Origin of the sequence: Saccharopolyspora spinosa NRRL 18395, from assembly GCF_000194155.1 — a bacterium.
GTDB classification, from domain to species: Bacteria; Actinomycetota; Actinomycetes; order Mycobacteriales; family Pseudonocardiaceae; genus Saccharopolyspora; species Saccharopolyspora spinosa.
This window is the reverse complement of the sequence record NZ_GL877878.1, coordinates 835,629-856,100: the sequence shown is the minus strand read 5'-3', so window position 1 is coordinate 856,100 and position 20,472 is coordinate 835,629. Positions and strand designations below refer to the sequence as shown.

The following is a 20,472-nucleotide window of genomic DNA, read 5'->3' as shown; positions in this document are numbered from 1 at the left end:
GTCAGTCCGTTCGAGGGTCAGACCCACCAGCGGCGTCACTACACACATCATCACTGTCCGTTCGCTCCCAACGGATCGCACGGCAGCCTGCAGCCGACCACCCAGAGTCACGTTTCGTACCGATGCGATCACGCATCGCGATGCCGATTGGGCCCCGCTGCTCGCGTCTTCTACCGTGCCAGCCTGTGAACGTCTTTCGAACAATGCCCGTCGATGACGTGCTGACCCGCGGCGAGCGCAGCGGCCTGATCCGCCGACTCACCGGGCGAGACCTGGTTGGGTTCGGCATCGGCATCATCATCGGCACCGGCGTGTTCACGCTCGCCGGGATCGAGGCCAAAGAACACGCGGGCCCCTCGGTGGTGCTGTCGTTCGTGGTCGGCGGCACCGTCGCGGCGCTGGCTGCGCTCGCCTACGCCGAGCTCGCCTCGGCTGTGCCGACCGCGGGCAGCGCCTATACCTACGGCTACGCCACGCTGGGCGAGCTGTTCGCCTGGATCATCGGCTGGGACCTGCTACTGGAGTTCGCGCTCGGCGCTGCGGTGGTCTCGCGCAGCTGGTCGGGCTACGTCTCGAATCTGCTCGGTCTGCCCCCGCAGTGGTTCGGCGAGGACGCCGCTGTCAACGTCGGCGCGATCCTGATCATCGCGATCCTGACCATCGTCGCGGTGATCGGCATCCGCGAATCGTCGTGGGTGACCAACGCGCTGGTCGTGGTCAAGGTCGCGGTGTGCGTGCTGGTGATCGTCGCCGGGCTGTTCTTCGTCAGGGGCGCCAACCTCGTACCGTTCATCCCGCCCGCCCAGCCCGCGCCGACCACCGCGAGCGTGCTGGAACAGCCGCTGCTGCAGGCGGCGCTGGGCATGCAGCAGTCCATGTACGGTATCGGCGGCATGTTCACCGCGGCGGCGATCGTGTTCTTCGCCTACACCGGTTTCGAGGCGCTGGCCAACCTCGGCGAGGAGACCAAGCACCCGAAGCGCGACCTGCCCGTCGGGCTGCTCGGCAGCTTGATCGTGTGCACCCTGCTGTACGTCGCGGTCGCGGTCGTGCTCACCGCGATGGTGGATTACCGGCAGATCGACGAGGCGGCCCCGCTGGCGGCGGCCTTCCAGACCATCGGCCAGCCGTGGGTGGCGGCGCTGATCGCGCTCGGCGCGGTGACCGGGCTGACGTCGGTGATGATGGTCGAGCTGGTCACCATCGGCCGCATCGGCTTCGCGATGAGCCGCGACGGCCTGCTGCCGCCGAAGCTCTCCCAGGTGCACCCGAAGTGGGGCACGCCACACCGGATGACCATCGGCGGTGCGGTGGTCATCATGCTGCTGGCCGGGTTCATCCCGATCTCGGAGCTGGCCGACATGGTCAGCATCGGCGCGCTGTCCGGCTTCGTCATCGTCGCCATCGCGGTCCCGGTGCTGCGCCGCCGCAAGCCGGAACTGCACCGCCCGTTCAAGATGCCGCTCTCCCCGGTGCTGCCGATCATCACGGCCCTGGCGTGCCTGTACCTGATGTCCAACCTGGACATAATCACGTGGCTGCGCTTCGCGGCCTGGCTGGTGCTGGGCCTAGTGATCTACTTCAGCTACGGCCGCCGCCACGCCCGCCTCGCTAACCCCACTCCGGACACCGCCCGCGACTAGATCCGGTCCGGCAGATCTGCCAAAGACGTCCGACAGGATTCCGGGTGAAGGCGCCTTTGACGGGCTCTGCCAGTGCCGGTCATCCATGAAGGGGCGGGGCCGGTCAAGGTTGTTTGTGCCCCGGGTGTGGTGTGTTTTTGCGGTTTCCGGCTGGGCGTGGGCGTGCGTGGTTGAAACGTCGGTGTCAGGGGCTGGCCGTGAGGCCATCCCGTCACGGGCTTGGCCTTGACGCCGGCGCCGTGCGCGCGATCGTTGTTCACGCCGGGAACCCGGCCGGGTGGTGGTTGTCTCTGCTGGTGTGGGTGTGGCGCGTTCACCGGGTTCCGGTTGTCAGCGTTCGCGCTGTGCGACGAGAACTACGGTGGGGCCGATCGGTCCGTCGGCGGGAAGCCGGAGCTCGGCCGTGGGCCGCAGCCCGGCCCGCTCGACCAGCGCGGCGAGCTGGTCGGGCTGCCACCGGTAGGTCGTCCAGCGGACCGGGACCCCTCCGTAGGCCTCGGTGCGACGCACGTCGCCGTCGCCGACGTGGGTCGCGATGATCAGCTGTCCCTCCGGCATCAAAGCCCGGGCGAAGGACGACAGCACCCGCGGCAGGACGTGCCGAGGCAGGTTGAACAACGACCACCAGCCCAGCAGCCCGCCCCACGACGCCTCGGCCAGATCGAGGTCGGTCGACGACCCGACGCTGAACGTGCACTCCGGATGGAGGCGGCGCGCGTGCTCGATCATGCGGGGCGACAGGTCCACACCCGCGACGTCGACGCCGCGTTCGGCCAGATAGGCCGTGACCGTGCCCGGTCCGCAGCCGACGTCGAGCACGGGGCCCAGCCCGCCGACCGCGTCGGCGAACACGTCCATCGCGGCACGGTGCCACGGGTGGGTGCGGATGTCGCCGACGCCCGTCGTCGTCACCATGTCCACGTAGTTGTCGGCCACGCGGTCGTAGGAATCGCGAACGACATCAAGATCGGCAGGCTGAGGCACCGGAGTCACAGCCGCGACTCTATAGCCCGCTGGTTCAGCCGCGGCGAGATGCAGGCGGCCTCGGCGACGGCCCAGTCCTGGGGCGAGCCTGATCTCATCGCCGATGATCTCTGGCACCCGGTTCGAGTCAGGTGTCGTGGTTGCGGGCTCGCCCTCGACAAGCAGCAGGTCGAGGACCCCGCGCTCGCCCGTGTCAAGCGGGCGCGCACCACCGGCCATCGCCGAGCTAACCTTCGCGCTTCGCCCCGATAATTCGCGCTTCCAGGTTGTGGGGGATCTCCACGGCCAGCGACGTCGCGCTGGGTCCGGCCTCAAAAGCGCGCAACGGGACGTGCTCACGAATACAGGCAGTGTCAAATCCACGCGCGCAGGTGCCGACAGAGACTTTCCGCTTCTCGACGTTTCTCTGCACTTCTCAAGTTGATCACGCATGACGCTGGCGAAGGCACGTGTGCTGCCATCGCTCGTGCGAAGTTCGGGCACTCAAACCGGTAGCAATGTCCGCTCATGCCGATGACAACTCGGGATCACACCCCAAAACCTTCTCACCCAACTCGCAGAATGGGCCCGACACGGCTACCTCACCCGAACCGGCACCGGCACCTACGCACTCCCAGACCCCCATAAACCCTGGACAAACCCGCACAACCCTTAACTACGCGGCATTGCCTGCGGGGCCGCCTGCCTGCTGTTTCCTCTGGCCGCGCAAGCGGGACGCCGGGCGTGCGCCCTGGCGGCCGGTCCCGTCGCCCGCATGCGACAAGACCGGAAGGCAGGTGGACCAGGAACACTGGAGGGGCCGGCGCGATGGGACCAAAGGGCGCGGGAGGCAAGTGCGCGGCGTGTCCATCCATACTCGTACCACCGTCACCCCACTTCTTGAGGCACCATGCACGTATGGTGCACGTTCTTGCTGGGAGCTTGGGGCAAGCCTGGGGACAGCAACTACTGATCGCAGCAATAGGTGTTGCCGGAGGACTGCTGGGTGTTTTGCTTAAAATGGCTTATGACAGGGTGGCTGAACGGCGCCAGCGTAAGAACGAAAAGGAATCTCAATTTGTCACAGAAAGAAAGGAAGCGTATGAGAAATTTCTTCGACTAAGAGCGTTATTCACGTGAGTTACCAGCCAAGCCCCGTAGTAGACTGGTAACGCAACGGCTCCACCTGTAAGTCGTGTTCTGTGAGAAGAAAACGATCTTACTCGATTGGGGCCGTTGCCCTATTTTTAGGTGATCAAGTCGCTAGAATAGCGCTCTTGGTGTATGTGGTAACGTTCCTCAAAATCAAGTTTGAGGAACGATCCGTTTAGGTAGTCGAGAGAATCCTGAACGAGTCGCACGACGTGCCACTCGACTTCTTCGGAGGCGCGTAGTCGAGCGATCTCCAGGAGGCGAACCAACTCGCGACCGCCCCTCCGCTTCTGGCTGCGACCGCTGTGCATGTAGCGGATTGCGTCCATGATCGAGGCTTTGACGTCAGGATGGACTGCTTCCTGCTCGACTTGTTCCAGCTGCAGTTCTAGCGACCAGTCGGCGGGTCTCGTCATCGGCCTTCCTTTGCTTTCGACCGCCGACGGCGGACGAGATTCGGGATGAAAGGGTGCAAGCCAGTAGCCCTCGTGACTGCCCCCCACCCCCCACCTCGCATGCCTTGCTAATCGCACCGCTGTATGAGTTCAGTATCTGACCCTGACCGACCCGCCGGGGGCGACCAGTGCCTGTACTCGGCAGGATAGGCTTGCCAGCGAACAACTCACCCTCGGACACGGCGAAATCCCCAGTGCAACCTGCAGAGCTGGGGGTTTACTTGTGCCGAGCACCGGGCTCTTAGACCACAAAAGCCCTGACATGCAAGTTTGAACGTGAGCGTTCAAGTCCCCTCCGACACGCTCACTATTCACGCCCACGGACTCGGCGAAAGCATCTACTTCGCGGGCCGGTGCTTGCGTAAGCCCACAAACGTAGCTCGGACGACGGATATCGACACTCCGTACGGGTGACGAGGAGCGATCGGCTACGTCGATGCCTGCGCCTTTGTAGCCGTAGCCGCCAAGGCTGCTTCGACCGCGCCCAGGCCGGTGCTTCGGGTGGCGTGCGATGTCAGGCACACCACCCGGAGCACGCGGAGTCAACCTCCTGCCGTGGCGAGACGTTCCTCGACGTCATTGAACAGTGCTCCGATTGGGCCCCAGCACATCATCACGGTGTCGTGGTCGAGGCGGGCCTGCGAGACCACCTCCTGCCGAGGGTGGATAAAGTTGCGGAACTCCTTGACTGGGCCGAGGAACCGGTGCGCGTCGAACTGGATCCAACCGTTCTCCCGCGCCGTGTCGAGCAGCACCGCCAGTCCGACCCGGTCGGCGGGGACCTTCTTGCCGTGCGCGTTGATGAAACCGTCCTTCTGCACCTTCTCGTCCCGCTCGGTCAGCACGGCGTACAGCACCCCTTCGACAAGACTCCCGAGCCCGATGACGGCCATCGTGTGCGCACCGATGCGCATGCACAGCCGTGCGTCGGTAAGCCGGTTGACCAGCATCTCGGCAGCAACCTTGTCCAGCACGAGGCGCTGCAGTCGTTCCTCCAGGCCGTCCGGCTCGGAGTAGTGTGCGGCGCCGTCGGCCCCGAGTTCGCCGAGGACCGGGCGCCCGCCGACGGCGGAAATGACGAGACCCTCGGCTTCGAGGATGCGGTTGACCTCGCCGCGGAACGCCTCGGCGGCCGCCTTGCCGTCGTCGTACTCCCGAGGGTCGCAGACCCGGCACAGGAAGCGCTCGATCCGCGCGGGGTCGGCGCGGTTCTCGATCAGCTGCTCGGCCAGCCAATGCACCCGCGGCGAGCCGTCGTACTCCGGGACGGGTGACCAGCCCGCGCGGCCCAACAGCGGGGCGAGTTCGTACGACTTCCGCTCGTACGGGCCTCCCCTGTCAACCACGATGTCGGCGATCTTCTCAGCGGTGCGGTCGTCCAGGGGCTGCATGTTAGCCGTCCTCCTTGTCGGCCTGATTCTGGGCGATGTCGACGGCGCGGGACAACCGCTCGACGATCTTGCGGCCACGGCGCTTGAAACCGAGTTCGCGCAGGGCCTGCGACAGACGCTCCTCGCGGTCGAGCTGGAGCCCGTCGCGCAGCAGCCACCGGCAGATCCCGATCAGGTCGGCCTCGGTGTACTCGTCGGTCTTCAGGCCCGGCCGGACGTCTGGGCGCGGGCCGCGGCGGGACTCCGGGGAGGGCTGCGGATCCGGGGCGGCGCGTCGAGAAGGCTCCGACATGGACCCCACCCGGTCAGCGGCGCGCATCGCACCCTCCCAAGCCTTGACGATCTTGTCGGCCTCGCCCGCACGATCGGCGAACCACGCCGAGGCCCACAGTCGGTGGAACCGCCAGCCGAGCCGTTCCAGATGCGACTGCCGCAGCCGGTCGCGGTCCCGGACGCTGGTCATCCTGTGGTAACGATCGCCGTCCGCCTCCACGGCCAGCACCATCTGGCCTGGTCGGTCCCTATGCGCCAGCGCGAAGTCGATGCTGTAGCCGGACACGCCCCACTGCGGATGGACATCGATGCCGCGCTCTACCAGCGCGTCGTGCACGTTCTGCTCGAACCCGTTGAGCCGCACCGGCTTCCGGTGGCCGACCCGGTCGAGATCGCCCTGGGCCTGGGTGAACGCCAGGTAGCGGCGCAGCAACTCTGTGCCTGTCGCTTCCTGGGTCGGCTCGATCTCGGTTGGACCGACGGCGCTCACGATCGTCATGCGCCGCTTCGCGCGGGTGACCGCTACATTCAGCCGGCGTCGGCCGCCCTCGCTGTTCAACGGCCCGAAGCTGCGCCCGTCCAGTCGGCCGCCGCTGCGTTTGGCCACGCCGAGGGTGAGGATGATCGCGTCCCGTTCGTCGCCCTGCACCCGCTCCAGGTTCTTGACGAAGAACCGGCGGCCCGGGCCGGAATCCTCGGCGAAGAACTCCTGCAGGTCCGGGCGGTCCTGCACGGCGCGGCGCACGGCCGCTTCCACCTTCTCCGCGTGCGTGTTTCCCATCGCGATGACGCCCAGGCTCTCGTCCGGGCGTTGTTCGGCGTGTGCGAGCACCAGATCCACCGCCGCCTGGACCTCAGCGGGGGACGATCCGCGCTGGCCGGGCGCGACGGTGCCGTCCTCGACCAAGTGCAGTACGACTGGGGGCTCCATCGCGGTGCCGGGGAAGGTGACCAGGTCACTGTGGTAGATCTCCTGATTGGAGAAGGCGATCAGCCGCTCGTCGGTGCTGCGATAGTGCCAACGCAACCGCACCTGGTTGGACAGCAGCGACCGCATGGTGCTCAGGATCGACTCGTAGTCCTGCAGCGCGTTGTCGTCGTCTTCGGCTCCTTCGAGGATGCGCTCGAACTGGTTCGACGGCGGCAGCTGCTTGTCGTCCCCGGCTACCACAAGCCGCTCGCCGCGCGCGATGGTGGCCACGGCGTCGTGCGGGCGGATCTGGCTAGCCTCGTCGAAGACCACCAGGTCGAACAGCTTCTCCGCAGGCAGCGTGCGGCTGACCACGAGCGGCGACATCGCCCAGCATGGGCGCAGCGCAAGTAACACGTGCGGAGCCTTCTCGACCAGGCTCCGCAGCGGCAGGTGCCGGGAGCGCTTGTTCGCCTGCTCGCGCAGCAGCCGGGTTTCCTCGGGGTGCTCGTCGCGGACCTGCCGTAGCCGTCGGGCCACCTCGTAGCGCACCCGGTCGGCGGCGGTGTCATGGTGGCCGGTGTCGTCTTCCCGGTAATCCCGGGCCAGCCGGGTCTGGTTGTCGGGGGCGAACTCCCGCAGCATCGCGGAGTCGAGCTTGAACTGGTCGAGCAGGGATTTCAGCCACACGTGCCGAAACAGCAGCCATGCCTGCTCACCGTCGAGCCGCTGCTCGGAAATCTGCTGGACAAGCGGTGTGAGCCCGAGGCGTTCAAAGTCCGCGATAAGGTGGTTGATCCGCTGCATCTTCCACAGCATGTCCTTGTCCTGCCGGAGCTGTTGGATTTCATCGTCAACCTGCTCGGTCGGACGGTTGTCCACATCGGACAGTTTTGCGCACATCGCCACCGATGTGAGCTGGTTTCGCAGTGTTTGGAACAGCTCCATCGTCTCCGCCAGACCCACCACTTCGGACGGCCTACCGTGCGGATCGCCGAGTCGCTGCCAGCGGTCGCGCTGCTCGATGACCTTGGCAAGTTTGGTATGTAGCACCCTGCGCTGGGTGATCCCATCGGTCGACACCTGCTTGACCTCGGCGCGCAGGCGGCGCCGGGTGAGCCAGCTGTTCGGCTGGCTGCCAACGAGGTGCTCCTTGACGGGCCCCGTGGCGTGGTACCAGTCGTCGAGCCGGTTGCCGAAGACATCCCCGCCGAACTCCCGGACGCTCGTGTTCACCTCGTCGAGCAGCCGCAGGACCTCGTCCCACCCGGCGAGGTTCTGCGGCGTGCGCAGTCCCGTCTTGTGCAGCACCCGGACCATGCTCTTCCTGCCGCGGTGCAGCGTGTTTGAAGCGAGCTCGTCGAGCTCGTAGAGGACCTTCCGGATGTCCTCGTCCTCCCAGATCTCTGCTTGCCACCAAGGTGTCTCGCGGCGGACCACACGCGGCCCGTTGAGATCCACGAACTCCCGCAGCTCCCCCTCCAGCTTTTCGACCGTCTCCCGGTCAAGGGCGCGCAGCACCGAGCCGCGGAAGTTCAACGGCGTCGCCGGAGCCCGAAGCTCCAGCAATTCTGCCTGCACCTCGTACGCGCTCTTGCCCCACGGTTCCCGCAGCAGGTGCAGCTCGTCGGAGTACCGGCGCAGCTGCGCGCGTCGCCGCTCCACCTTGCGGTGCGTGTCGCCGACCTCCGGGCGTGGTTGCCGCCCGGCAGACTCCAGGCTGTCAAGCAGCTGCCGTGCGACGTGCTTTTTGTCCATCTTCTGCTGGTGCAGGTCAAACACCAGGCCGTCCAGGCCGACTTGGGCCAGCCGCGTGGTCACCGCTTCGATCGCCGCGCGTTTCTCGGAGACGAACAGCACGCGCATTCCGCGTGCCGCGGCACCAGCGATGATGTTGGCGATGGTCTGGCTCTTGCCGGTGCCGGGCGGGCCTTCCACGAGCACGTCGTGGCCAGCCAGTGCGCCCCCGACCGCCTCTTGCTGCGAGGAGTCCGCGTCCTGAACCAGGAACTCGTCGGCTGGCTTGATCGTGTCGGCGGCTGGAGCGGAGAAGTGCTGCGAGCGGTCCGAGACCGCCTGCTTCGACGGTTCATGACCGGCCAGCGCGGCCACCAGGTCGTGTCCGGCGAGCAGATCACCCGCGCCGTGCAGGTCCTCGACCATCGGCTGCTTCTCGTAGTTGAACAGCCCGCACACCACGGCCTGTTCCAGCTCGACGGAGACGCCCTGGGCTTTCGCCAGCGCGGCGAGTTCGGCGTGCACGGCTTCCGGCTGAGTCAGTGGGTCGTCGGTATCCAACAGCAGGTCGGCAGCGCGGGCGGTGAACTCCGCGACGTCTAGATCGAGCCCGAAGTCCTTGTCCAGCGCGTACAGCAGCACCGGGTTGAGCTCCGCGTCGTCGACGAGCTCCAGCTCGAACTCGCTGTCGGCGACAGTGCGGGCGTTGATCCGCAGCGTGCGCAGCAGCAGGGGAGCACAGAGTCGGCCGATGGCGCTGGCGGTGCCGTTGTTCGGTGCAGCGCGGATCAATCCCTGCGCAAGTTTGCCGACGTCGATGCCCTGTTCTTCAGCGAGCGTGCGCATCGCGCGCCGCACGTTCCGCGCGCGGGTACGGGCGTCTTTCTGCGCTTCGGGTTCCTCGAACAGCGCACTGAGCTTCACGGCTTTTCCGTGCAGCAAATTCCGCACCGCAGCGGAATCGGCTTTCGTGAGGTCCAGGCTGGTCGTCTTGGTGTTCTTGAAGTTCAGCAGCGTGTTCCGGGAGCTGAGCTCGATCAGGCTCTTGGCCCACTGATCAGCCTTGGCGCGCACGAGCTGCAGCCGATGTTCGTCCATATCAGCGGACATACCGCTTGATCCCCCTGTCGGCGAGAAAACTAACGGTCGACTCCTCCTGCGTCGGAGCAGGGCTGCCCAATTGCGGCCAGCAGGACAGACTTCCTCGTTCCACATTCGGCCGCCATAGACTGAACGGACGAATCTGTGGTGGTCCGCCGTCGACCTGCGCACATCGTCCCTCAAGTTCCCAGGTTCACCGCATCGGTCCAATTCTGGAGACCCAGTTCGAACTCCGTCATCCTGCCTTCAGGCAGATGGATCCGGGTGGCTAGCGTGCAACTCCCTCCTCGGACACAAGATCGGCCCCAGGTCAAGTCTTTGACCTGGGGTTTTTGGTGCAGAAGTAGTCGACCACTCAACACCTCAGCTCTCCGGCCTGCGCGTTTACCAGTGGGGGTGCAAATCCCTTTCGGATACGCACCTCCCCGCCGGTCGTCTCGGCCGCACGTGTCACAAGCCCCAACGTCGCCGCCGCGATAACCACAGCGCCACCAACTTGACCGGTAGGCCTTGCGATCGCGGGCCATTTGCGCGAAGCGGTCGGCTTGCTCTTCAGGAGCGTCGTGCTCCCACACCCGAACGACCAGCCAGCTGGCGGCCGTCAGCTCAAGATCGGTATGCCGATCCCTCTGTGCGATACCTTCCGACCAACGCGAATCAGCCAGTCTCCTTTTATGATCTTGGACTGGTTGATACCGACCGAGGTGGAAAAATGGCTAGTGGACGGAGGTCTCACAAGACCGCCTGAACCTCAACGCTCTGTCGCACAAGCTGGCCAGCACCACATCATCGTCGACCAACCAAGATCCTCGACCCACATCACTCGTTGCGCGGAAGCGCGCGTGTGATCGAAAACGTAGCGTTCACGTCGGTGTCGATCACGCAGTGCCGAGTGCAGTCCGTCTAGTGGCCCATAGGGGGAATGGTGTTGAAGTCGGCAGAAGACGTGCTGGGGGATCTCGCCCAATGCTCGAACATCTCCCTCCACTCGGATTCCGGGCTGGCCAGCGCCGTGGCCGCCGCGGCAGCGGATGCCGACGAGGAGCGTGCGAAGAAGCAAGCTGAGAAAGACACGAAGGACAAGGACACCGCGTTGCGGCGGAAGCCCGAGCTCCAGCCCATATCCATGCGGGGAGAGGGATCCGTTCGGCTGACGCCGTGGGACGTGCTACATGTGCTCGGCCGGGCCATCGCGCTGTCGAGCCGAGGAGCCGCGCGCGGACTCGCCGAGCACTGGGGAGCGCTGAAGTACAGCCAGGCGTTGACCGGCGACATCGGTTCCTTCATGAAGCTGTCCGCTGAGGGCAAGTTGACGGCCGACCAGTACAAGACCCTCCAGTCAGGCGAGCTCGGCATCGGCTTCGGCCTGGTGGCGGCCCAGAAGGTCTTGGCGCAGCGCTATCCGGACCGCGTCGTCGCGATCGTGCCCGCGGACACGACGCTGCGCGCCGGCTGGAGCGCGCGAGGTACCTACCGCCCGCAGTTCTTCGCCGAACTGTGGAAGCCGGGAGAGCCTTCCCTGACACTCCCGATCACCTGCAAGGGCAACCACAGCAACGTCGCGCACTCCCACGGCCAACTCGCCTCCGCATCGGCTCACGTGGAGGCGGTGCACATCGGGCCCTGGAACGAGACCCCTGCCCTGATCCTCAGCACAGAACTGCCCCTAGACGGCCCTGTCACCGTGCACGCACTTTGCGCCGAGGGAAGCGGCGGCTGGCTGAGCAGGCCCCGTGCCGAGAGTGGTGGTCTGGACGTCCAGCCCAGCGAGGCGCATTACTTCCCCCAAATCCAACTGCCCGCCAACGGTGACGAGCCCCCTTCCCCGGTCACCGGTTTCCACGTCACACCGGAGCGGTACGAATGGTTCGGGCGGGTGCTCGCGCGCACGGCCGCCGCTGGACTGACGGCCTTCGCAGGCGACGGCAGAGCGACCGCCCAGTACTTGACCAACCGCCAAGGGAAGAAGCACTTCACCGGCTTCGCGCACGCGGCCGCCGTTAGCGTGCGGGATGCGGACCACACTCTCCTCGGCATCCATTTCGTCGGAACCGACCACGTCTTCCGGCTGAACGGGCCCCGCGTTGAGGCTTTCTCCGGCGTAGCAAGCGACCTGTTCCACCTGCTGGCTAACGGACAAGTGGAGCAGTACCGCCGCGAGATCTACGAACGCCGCTCCGCCTGGCCCAGCAATTCCTCAAACGACTCGTGGAACGGCCCGGTGTCGGTCCACCCGGACGGAACCGTGCTCGCCATGCGCCTGCTCTCCTAACCTGACGATTCGATCCGCCTGGCGTTTGCACGTCCGCGGTTCAAGTCCACCATGAGCCCCAGCAACATGAGCTGTACCGCTGACTTGATGCCGGATCCGGATGCACAGTAGAGGGCGGAGCTGCCACAAGCTCGCCGCAAGCCCCTGTCTGGTCAGAGTGTCCCGGCGTGGAACCGTGATGGGACAGACTGGACAGTAAAAGCCCTCGAACTCACCCGATGTCGGGGAGGCGAATCCGTGTGGTTAGTGCGCAACTCCCCCTCGGACACGTGGCGCACCAGCGGCAACCAGTACTCCGACTCCAGATCCAACTGCGCTTAGGTCCGCGCCTCGCCATCAACACGCCCTTCATGATCAGGTGTGTTGCGACAAGCACTAGAATACAGGCGGAACGCCGGGGTCAGTTTTCACCTGCCGCCGAGTGCGCCGTGAGGCGCTGTTGATTCGAGTGGAGGTGAGGGACCTTCATCGCCTTCCCTGTCGCAGCAGGGAGGTGGAGCTAAGGGCAGCCCGAGCCAGGTGGTGCTGGTGAGGGTGGCAAGCGGCCCTGATCAAGCCGAGGCGTACCAGGACTGCCAGATGGTGTGGGTTCGGCGAGCGGGACGGAAAGGAGTACGCGAGGAACCGGCGTTTACGTCTCTCAAGCGTGTACCGGCTCAAACCTGATGGATACGGGCCGGGAGCGGTGCGCACCCGTTCAGAAAGAACGGGGAACTCCTGGGTTGGCCTTCGGCGGCTGGTCGGGAGACCACGGTGAAGAGCTGCGGGGTAGCCGTGGTGATGCCGCAGGGACCGAGTCGGGCTCCTCCTCCGTCGAGCGAATCACAGTGAACACGGGAACCGTCCTGGTCCCGCCGTCCTTCCGGGCATCCGTCCGGCGGGTCGGCTGGGCGCACCGACCGCCGATCGGTCCAGGGCGGGGCGGAGCCGTCGTAGTACTCCGAGCCGGGGAAAGCCCGTGCACATGGGGAAGGACGGCAGCGGTTTCGAGAAGGGATGGACGCTGTAATGCCGAAAGATGCGGCGGTGAACACCGACGCACTGGATGAGCGGGTTCCGCAGGGGCCACGATCACGGGTATCGGAGATGCAGGCCAAGCTTCACCGTTGGGCGGCGGCCGATCCCGGCCGCAGGTTCGACGACTTGGTGGAGAGCCCGTTGCCGAGAGATCGGCACGGCGGGTTCGGCGAGCGGCCTGGGGAAACGGACCGGGAGCAATCCCGGCACCGCGCCCCAGGCCGACTCAACCAGCAGCTGCCGGGCTACTGCTGTGCAACACCTGCAGCGGTACAGAAGAAAAAGCCAATGTCGGGCCAGGCTGGCAGCTATGGCAACCGCCGGACGGAAGGCCATTTCGACGTCCGTGGAAGCACCCGGGCCCCTCCTGCTCATGGCTCGGCACCAATTCTACGTGGTGCGATTGCAGGGACGTTCTGCGCGAACTTGTTCAAAGCAGTACGGGGCGTCGGGTGCGGCAGTGGCGAGCACATTGGGTGGGTAGACGTAGTGGCATGAGCGTTGGTGGTGCCATCCGTAGCCATCGGAGCCGCTGAGCAGTAGCCATTGTCCGTTGGTGACGTGCATTTCGTGGAACCAGGCATCTTGGCGGTGTCCGTTGTCGGCCCAGACGATGATGGCTTTGGTTCCGTGGCGCGCGCGTTGGTAGACCGTGCTGACTTGAGCTGCTCGCCCAGTGCGGCCGTTGACCGATCCTCGTCTGATGTGCGTCCAGCGGTTGGCCTGCTCGTGGATCCGTCGGCGGGGGTGCTTGAGCCGGTTCCGGCCTTGACGGATGGCGGCACGCACGACGATGGCCAGGATGACAAGAATCACGGCGAACCACATCAGCGCGCTCACGTTCCGCTCCTCACGAAGGTCTCAGCTCACTTGTTCACAACACTGGCCGGGCCAGATCCGGTTGGGTGCTGAGCCCCAGTCTGGTGACGGCCTCATCGCGGTCGAACAGCATCCATGCGGGAAGCCGGATGGCACGGTAACCATCCTGGTGTGAGCTGAGCAGCTCCCGGCGACGAAGCATGAGCCGGAGATGTCGCTCTAATCCTGCTTCATCGTCGAGGCTGCGGTCGAGCAGAACGGGAATGACGGTGTCATCGCTGATGGTAAGGACGGCGTCCACTGGGTAACCATTCGCCCGTGTCCCCAGTTCCGGGATGACGTGCGGGAGATCGGCCACCCGGTCGTATAGCTGTTGAGCCAACGTGTCCAGGACGTGCTCCGCGGGATTGCCGTACTGACCTGCTGCGTCGGCGGCGTGCACGAGTTGGGCGCCGGGCCCACCACGTTGCCGCCATAGGTCTGCGGATCCGACTACGATCAGGTGGGACCGTGCCCGGGTGATCGCGACGTTCCAGAGGTTGAGCTGCTGCTCCACCCAGTTGAGCGCGCCTTTTGACATCTCCTTACTGGCGACGAGCGAGAACACCATGGCGTCGCGTTCCCCGCCCTGGAAGGTGTGCACTGTGCCGACGCGGACGCGATCTTCGCCCTGCCAGTGGCGGGCCAGTAGCTTTTGTTGGGGCTTGAAGGGGGTCACCACCCCGATCGTGGCTTTGTCGGGTAGGTGCGCCAGCAGGTAGTCCACGCATTCGCGGGCGGCGCGGATTTCGGCGTGGTTGACCCATGAGGAGCCCGAGTTCGGTCGGGTCGCGGTGCCCTCGGTGTCCCGCCAGGTCACCGCCGGACGGTTGACGCCGGGACGGTCGCGGATGTCGGTGAGCACGGTGAGTTCACCGGCGTAGAAGAGGTCGTTCGAGACGGCTGCGATGTCAGGGTGGCAGCGGTAGTGCTCGTCGAGCAGGAGGCTGTCACCGACGGCGCGTTCGGCAGCGTGGAAGGCCGAGTGCCGGCGGTAGGAGAGCTTGTGCTGTTCGAGAAAGGCGGAACTGATGCCGGTGTGCTTCCGGATGCGCGCTTCACGGTCCGGGGCGATCGGGGCGATATGCGGCAGCTGCATGACGTCACCGATGATCAGCGCACGGCGGGCACGGAAGAGCAGCGGAAGTACGTGCGGGATGGAGCACTGACTCGCCTCGTCGATGATCACGAGGTCGAAAAGGCCGGGATTGGTGGGAAAGCGTCGGGCGGACAGACTGGTCGTGGCCCAGCCGCGTACGTAGGGAAGTGTCCTTGTCAGTTCGCCCCAGTCCCGGGAGTTGGTTCTGATCGCCTGCAGCAGCGTGCGGATCGCCGGTTTTCCGGTGCCGATCGCGCTGGTCATCGCTGACTGCCACACGGTGAGGGACGCCTGCTCCACGTGGAAGTCAGCGGTGTGTAATGAATCGGCGAGATCGTCATCGGAGGGGGACGACTCTGCGGCGGTTCGGTAGTGGAGCCATCGCGATTCCGCGACGGTGAAATCTGCGAGATACTCGCACGCGATGCGGCTGTCGTCGAAGGTGATTCCGACTTTGCGCAGCAGGCGTCCTCGGCGCCACTCGCCGAAGATGCGGGCGTCGTGCACTCGGCGAGCTCTGCGCTCCCACGACGTGAGGTTGGTGCCGAGGCGTTGCCCCAGTGCGTCCGCCGTAAGGCCGAGCTCGTCGGCGTGGCGTTGTCGTTCGGTGGCGGCGTCGAGTAAGTGCCGTTCGGTGGTGGCAGTGTGGGTGAGGGTCTGCCGAACTTGGGCCAGGTTCTTGGTTGCCCTGGTGTGTTCAGCGGTGGCGGTAAACACGTTGGTGCTGGCCTCCGGCGCTGTGGTGAGCAGGCGATGGAGCGTCTCCTCCTCGTTTTGCCGATAATTGATCTCTCCGGAGGCCGAACCGGTGCGGACCAAACTGTTCGGGATGAGGCGTTCACAGCGCTGCCACACCTCGTCGACCGCTTGGTTGTTGGTGGAGGCGACCAGCACGGATTGACGGTTGGCCATCGCGGTGGCGACGACGTTGGCTACGAGTTGGCTTTTGCCTGTGCCGGGCGGGCCGGTGGCCACGGTCAGTCGCCGCGCCATCGCCGAACGCAGCACGTGCAGCTGAGACTCGTTGGCTGGCAGCGGGGTCACGATGACATCCGAGGTTTCGAGACCGTCGTTGGTGTTGTTCAACAGTCCGTCGAGGGCGGTCTTCGGGATGTCATCGTGCCGCTGGGCGATGCGCGTGAGGTCCTCGACAAGGTTCTTGGTGGCACCGTTGGGGCGTGGCACGCGTACGAGGACGGCGACGTTGCGCGCGCCGTTTCCGGGTGAGTGGGTGTCGATGCGGTCCTCGAGGGTGTCGGGACGGAGTTCCTGCACGCACGGGAGTTCGAACTCCTGCTGGAGGAGGTTGTGAGCGTCGGCGCCGAGCCGGTCGTGCTGGCCGGCGTGCCAGGTCGGTTGGTAGGTGTCGGCGAGGTGGGTGGCTTGCTCCGGACCGAGCCAGTCGGCGGCCAGCGTGGGATGGACAAGGACGGGTCCGTATGGCCGCAGTCGGGGCTGTGTCGTGTCGTCATTAGTGAGCTCGACCCGGCGCATCAACAGGGGCGCGAACCGCGGCGCAGGCCAGGGTCGGCCGCCTCGCGGGGCGTGGAGCATCACGGCCGGATACCCTGCCCAGAGTTCGCCGTCGTGGCCTTCGGTGCCGTCTAGGAATTCGGCGGCTTCTGGGGGAATTCCGGTGGTGCCGTTCTCGTCGAGGTCTCCGGACAGAAACCGTTCTGTGCCGGTTAGACAGACGTAGCTGTGCCCTTGTTCAGTGACCGGCAGCAAATCCGCCTTTATGCCCTCGTCGAGAACGCACTCACGGTAGTAGTCGATGAGTTCTGTCCAGCCGGGCGCGTGTTTTGACGCTCGTGTGTCTTTGGGGGCTGTGCTTGGTGCTTCGGTCGTGGCTGATGCCCGGCTCAGCGGTGCCGGCGGGATGGTCACACCGCCCTGGGGGCAGTCGGCGATCACGATGCGGTCGTTGACGCCGACAGCCGACTTGGTGGGGATCTGCCCGCCTTTGCCTCTCAACTGCCGGTTGACGTACTCGAACAGGTCATCGACCGTGACCTGCGTGGACCCGGCCTTGCTGGCCTTGCCCGTACGTAGCGCTTCGACCACTGCGCCGGTGAACACGGAGGGTTGCGGTCCCTCGTCGGAGGTGGCACCGCTGAGAGATTCTTCTCGGGCCTCGGAGGAGGAGAGAACGTAGACACCGCGGCTGTTGAGCGGGGCCGGTTCAGCTGACTTGGCAACTGGGCGGTCGTCGGTGCGGAACCCGAGTGCGAACCCGCCGCTGAAGCAGCAGTCGAGCATTGCGACCTTCTGCGGCGCCCGGCAGGCCTCGAGGTGTTCGTTGATGAAGCCGGCGCTGATCCCGGTTTGGGTGATGCGATCGGGATCGGTGTCGGTGGCGGCGAAGTGGAACTCTCCGGTCGTGGCCACGGATCTGGCGCCGTGCCCGCTGATGTAGAGCAGAGCGAGCTCGTCGGCGCCGCAATCATCCAGAAATTCGGAAATCTGGACGCACATCTCGTCGGCGGTGAGATCGCCGACCACGTGGACCTCGTCGAAGCCGCCGACCTGGCGGTGCTCTAGCACGTGCCGGAGTTGCCAGGTGTCGGCGCGGGTCGACGGCAGCGGTGTGAACCGCTCGTAGATCTCAGTGTGGAGCAACAACGCGCGTCGCCGAAGGGTGCGGCGGCTCATGCGTCGTTCTCGATGCTCTGCAGGAACTCCCGGGCCAGTTGTTGCTGGCGCGCATCGGGATTGCCGGTGATATTCAGTTCGGCGTCGCCCCGGGTGATACGGATGTTGCGGTGGCGCTCCTTGCGGCACCATTCAGTGATCGCTGTCGTGAGCACGCTGGCGAAGTGCTTGGACGAGGCGAAGCCGCCGGTCGCGCCAACTGCGAGCAGGGCCAAGTCAGCGAGCGGGCTGCTCTTGCTTCCGGCAGTGCCCACGCCTCCTGGCGCGAAATCCACCGATACGGCGTCAAGCCTAGTGAGCTCGTCGCGCAGCGACCGGGTGAGCCGTTCCACCCGAAGCGGATCACCTCCATCGAGAACCTCGATCCGGTAGGCCTGCTCACCGTCTGTCATGTCATCCTCTCGACCTGAGGGCAGATCGGCGAACAGGGTAAAATGGCATAACCGATGCCCGTGGCCGGTTGATCAACTCTCACCCACATGGAGTACCTGCATCGCTCGATGCGATCCACAAAGCGCAGTCTTCCTCGGTGCGCGGGTGAGCTTCCCTCCGTTTGGCGAGCCCCTGGCCTGAGATGGGCTGCGTGCACTTTATGTGTACGAAATGGTGTCAAAGGGCCACAACTGACGAGCCTTGCCGAGTCTTCGCTTTCGCGATCCGCGCTGGTCAAGTCAACCTTCGGCAAGGCTCGGCGGGCGACGGCAGAGACGGACGGTGAACCGTCAGGTTACGGGCCCTGCTTCGAGGTCCCAGGCACCCGCCGAGTCGAGCTCACGGAGTACGAGACGGGTGGATAGTGTGCAACTCGCCCCTCGGACACAAATGCGTAGCAAAGTCGCTACACGTAGACAGTATTCACTCCTGCACTGACAAGGCGGCTGGCGCGGCATGCGCTGCCGCCTACTCGTGCTTGTGCCGTGGCCTGCTGGCTCTCCCCTGCGGGGGTGATCGCCGTGGGTGAGATCACGATCCCCGCACTCGTTCCGTCGCAGGCCAACCCCACCCCTACTTCTCCTGGCGCGACCGCCGCACGGGTGTGGCCTCGGATGCCGGTCCCTGAGCTGGCCCCCTCACGCGAGGCGGTAGCCAGGTCGTGTGCGGTAGCCACGGTGGATGCACGGGGCCGGGTGTCGGACCGCTCCGCCGTGCGAGCCCTGCAGTGGGCCGCAGGGCTGCGGCTGGAGATCCGTGCGGTGTCCGGATCGATCCTGGTTCGCCCAAGTCAGGACGGACTGTTCACCCTCACTCGGCAGGGCTACGTGCGCCTGCCCGCCGCAGCCCGCCACTGGTGCACCCTGCAAGCACGCGAGAAAGTCCTGCTCATCGCCGAGCCACACGACAACACCCTGCTGATCCACACCATGTCCACGGTCGAGACCCTGGTCACCGAGTACCACGCCGACCTGCTGGGAGGTGCGGCGTCATGACCAGCGCTCCCTCCCCTGGGGCGGACCGCGCCGAAGTCGAGGCCGCCCGCCTCGTGCTGGAACGGATGGGTGTCTCCCCGCAAGACCTGCTCGGCACCACGTCACCGCGGCCTGCGGCGCCCACGTTCGCTGACTACATCCCCCAAGTCGCCGCAGCGGTGTCCGAAGGCACCCGGCGTGTGTACTCCTCGTACTGGAACCGGATCGTGGACCAGTGGGGTCACCGGCGACTGGACGAACCGACCTCCTCGGAGATCTGGTTGAGTCGGCCTGGGGCGCGGTGCCGGGATTGCTCCCGGTCCGTTTCCCCAGGCCGCTCGCCGAACCCGCCGTGCCGATCTCTCGGCAACGGGCTCTCCACGGTGTCTGTCGTTAGGCGTGGTCAGGCGTGATCCAGGGGTTGGGGATCTTGATGCCCCGGTATCGGTAGCGGGTGACCGGCACCGAGGCGATGTTGAACAGTTCGATCCCGTCCGCCGCGGGTCTGCGCCATCGGCCGGTGGGGCCGGGGGGGCGGCGGGGGACATCCCTCCAATTCCAACGATGCAGTTTCTTCCACCAGTAAATGACCCTCCACCACACGAAGTTTTCGAGGGCATCCAGGGTGTGTTGGCAAACTGCGTGCCGGAAGTAGTGGGCCCAGCCGCGCATGATCTGATTGAGCCTGATCAGCACGTCCCTGGGGCGTTGCTGCGACAACCTGCTCGTCAGGGCACGGATCTTGTCCTTCAACGACCGGATGGGCCGGTCGGCGATGAAGGTGTAGACGTACCACTTGTCCGTTCCTCGCTTGCGTTTCCACTGGATGCGGAACCCAAGAAAGTCGAACGCCTCGTCCATGTGCAGAATGCGGGTCTTCGCCTCGGAAAACCGAAGTCCCAACGGTTCGAGCACATGGACGATGTCTTCGCGTAGGGCTTCGACATCCTGGCGGTCTCCGTGCACGAGCACGACGAAATCGTCCGCGTAGCGGACGATCCGCCAGTTCGGCAGGTTCTTGCCACGACGCCGAGCGCGTCGGCTCGGGGTACTCATGATCCCGCCCGGCCGCCACGGCCCATGCACGTGCTCATCGAGCACGCTCAGGGCGATGTTCGCCAGCAGCGGGGACAGGATGCCCCCTTGCGGCGTTCCGGCAAAACTATCCTCCTGGTAGCCAAGTTCGGTCAGGACCCCGGCCTTGAGGAACGCTTTCACCAGCGCGAGCACACGCTTGTCCTTGACTCGGGCCCGCACCCGATCCATCAGGGCGGTATGCGAGATAGAGTCAAAGCACGCCTCGATGTCCGCGTCCAGCACCCACCGGTAGCCCTTGGTGCCGAACCGTTGAATCTCGGCGATCGCGTCGTGCGCCCGCCGCATCGGCCGGAACCCGTAGGAGACCGGTTCGAAAACGGCCTCGAAGATCGGTTCCAGCACCAGCTTCAGCGCCGCCTGAACAACCCGGTCCGCCACCGTGGGAATCCCCAGGCGACGGACCTTCCCACAACGCAACCACCCCACCCACAACGCCATCCCCCAG

The 20,472-nt window shown here is 65.6% G+C and carries 12 protein-coding genes; 4 read left to right on the top strand and 8 right to left on the bottom strand.

What is annotated here, in order from left to right; translation table 11 throughout:
• Positions 1-203 precede the first annotated feature (203 nt).
• Positions 204-1,643: an amino acid permease gene (locus tag SSPN_RS0104215; protein ID WP_010692495.1), complete on the top strand. Its 1,440-nt coding sequence runs from the start codon at positions 204-206 to the stop codon at positions 1,641-1,643.
• A gap of 330 nt (positions 1,644-1,973) precedes the next feature.
• On the opposite strand, the gene SSPN_RS0104210 is transcribed toward SSPN_RS0104215, so the two are convergent.
• The 4 genes from SSPN_RS0104210 to SSPN_RS0104195 all read right to left on the bottom strand — a co-directional run bounded on the left by SSPN_RS0104210 (position 1,974) and on the right by SSPN_RS0104195 (position 9,634).
• Positions 1,974-2,846, bottom strand: a complete 873-nt coding sequence (locus SSPN_RS0104210) for a class I SAM-dependent methyltransferase (protein WP_010692493.1) — start codon at positions 2,844-2,846, stop codon at positions 1,974-1,976.
• A gap of 1,007 nt (positions 2,847-3,853) precedes the next feature.
• Complete coding sequence (locus SSPN_RS0104205; protein ID WP_010692487.1) at positions 3,854-4,174, bottom strand: hypothetical protein; 321 nt, start codon at positions 4,172-4,174, stop codon at positions 3,854-3,856.
• Between the two features lie 581 nt (positions 4,175-4,755).
• Entirely contained in the window at positions 4,756-5,604 is an 849-nt protein-coding gene (locus SSPN_RS0104200) for a hypothetical protein (protein WP_010692486.1), read from the bottom strand.
• Between the two features lies 1 nt (position 5,605).
• Positions 5,606-9,634, bottom strand: coding sequence for an AAA domain-containing protein (locus SSPN_RS0104195; RefSeq protein ID WP_029534956.1), 4,029 nt, complete (start codon positions 9,632-9,634; stop codon positions 5,606-5,608).
• Between the two features lie 913 nt (positions 9,635-10,547).
• Here SSPN_RS0104195 and SSPN_RS0104190 point away from each other — a divergent pair.
• Positions 10,548-11,897 carry a hypothetical protein gene (locus SSPN_RS0104190; protein WP_010692484.1) on the top strand — a complete coding sequence of 450 codons (1,350 nt, stop codon included), beginning with the start codon at positions 10,548-10,550 and terminating at the stop codon, positions 11,895-11,897.
• 1,407 nt (positions 11,898-13,304) lie between these two features.
• Here SSPN_RS0104190 and SSPN_RS56410 read toward each other — a convergent pair.
• From SSPN_RS56410 to SSPN_RS0104175, 3 genes are read right to left on the bottom strand one after another with little or no spacing between them, the layout of a single operon-like run.
• Entirely contained in the window at positions 13,305-13,754 is a 450-nt protein-coding gene (locus SSPN_RS56410) for a hypothetical protein (RefSeq protein WP_010692482.1), read from the bottom strand.
• Between the two features lie 34 nt (positions 13,755-13,788).
• Entirely contained in the window at positions 13,789-17,523 is a 3,735-nt protein-coding gene (locus SSPN_RS0104180; RefSeq protein ID WP_010692479.1) for a caspase, EACC1-associated type, read from the bottom strand.
• Positions 17,520-17,915 (bottom strand): hypothetical protein, encoded by a 396-nt coding sequence (locus tag SSPN_RS0104175; RefSeq protein ID WP_010692477.1) that lies wholly within the window; start codon positions 17,913-17,915, stop codon positions 17,520-17,522. Before SSPN_RS0104175 ends, SSPN_RS0104180 begins: the two co-directional genes overlap by 4 nt.
• A 717-nt stretch (positions 17,916-18,632) precedes the next feature.
• On the opposite strand from SSPN_RS0104175, the gene SSPN_RS42405 reads away from it, so the two are divergent.
• Both SSPN_RS42405 and SSPN_RS57510 read left to right on the top strand, forming a co-directional pair.
• The gene (locus SSPN_RS42405) at positions 18,633-18,950 is read left to right on the top strand and encodes an AbrB/MazE/SpoVT family DNA-binding domain-containing protein (protein WP_148271919.1); all 318 of its coding nucleotides are present in this window, start codon (positions 18,633-18,635) and stop codon (positions 18,948-18,950) included.
• Positions 18,947-19,342 carry a hypothetical protein gene (locus SSPN_RS57510; protein WP_187764617.1) on the top strand — a complete coding sequence of 132 codons (396 nt, stop codon included), beginning with the start codon at positions 18,947-18,949 and terminating at the stop codon, positions 19,340-19,342. Before SSPN_RS42405 ends, SSPN_RS57510 begins: the two co-directional genes overlap by 4 nt.
• Here the strand turns inward: SSPN_RS57510 and ltrA are convergent.
• On the bottom strand, positions 19,323-20,465 hold the full coding sequence (gene ltrA / locus SSPN_RS42400) for a group II intron reverse transcriptase/maturase (RefSeq protein WP_272941723.1): 1,143 nt from the start codon (positions 20,463-20,465) through the stop codon (positions 19,323-19,325). The two genes, SSPN_RS57510 and ltrA, sit on opposite strands and share 20 nt — an antisense overlap.
• Positions 20,466-20,472 lie beyond the last annotated feature (7 nt).

What these genes read in the sequence shown, in the direction of transcription:
- SSPN_RS0104215 (WP_010692495.1), top strand. Translation starts at nt 204, where the DNA reads ATGCCCGTCGATGACGTGCTGACCCGCGGCGAGCGCAGCGGCCTGATC.
- SSPN_RS0104210 (WP_010692493.1), bottom strand. Translation starts at nt 2,846, where the DNA reads ATGGCCGGTGGTGCGCGCCCGCTTGACACGGGCGAGCGCGGGGTCCTC.
- SSPN_RS0104205 (WP_010692487.1), bottom strand. Translation starts at nt 4,174, where the DNA reads ATGACGAGACCCGCCGACTGGTCGCTAGAACTGCAGCTGGAACAAGTC.
- SSPN_RS0104200 (WP_010692486.1), bottom strand. Translation starts at nt 5,604, where the DNA reads ATGCAGCCCCTGGACGACCGCACCGCTGAGAAGATCGCCGACATCGTG.
- SSPN_RS0104195 (WP_029534956.1), bottom strand. Translation starts at nt 9,634, where the DNA reads ATGTCCGCTGATATGGACGAACATCGGCTGCAGCTCGTGCGCGCCAAG.
- SSPN_RS0104190 (WP_010692484.1), top strand. Translation starts at nt 10,548, where the DNA reads ATGGTGTTGAAGTCGGCAGAAGACGTGCTGGGGGATCTCGCCCAATGC.
- SSPN_RS0104180 (WP_010692479.1), bottom strand. Translation starts at nt 17,523, where the DNA reads ATGAGCCGCCGCACCCTTCGGCGACGCGCGTTGTTGCTCCACACTGAG.
- SSPN_RS0104175 (WP_010692477.1), bottom strand. Translation starts at nt 17,915, where the DNA reads ATGACAGACGGTGAGCAGGCCTACCGGATCGAGGTTCTCGATGGAGGT.
- SSPN_RS57510 (WP_187764617.1), top strand. Translation starts at nt 18,947, where the DNA reads ATGACCAGCGCTCCCTCCCCTGGGGCGGACCGCGCCGAAGTCGAGGCC.
- ltrA (WP_272941723.1), bottom strand. Translation starts at nt 20,465, where the DNA reads ATGGCGTTGTGGGTGGGGTGGTTGCGTTGTGGGAAGGTCCGTCGCCTG.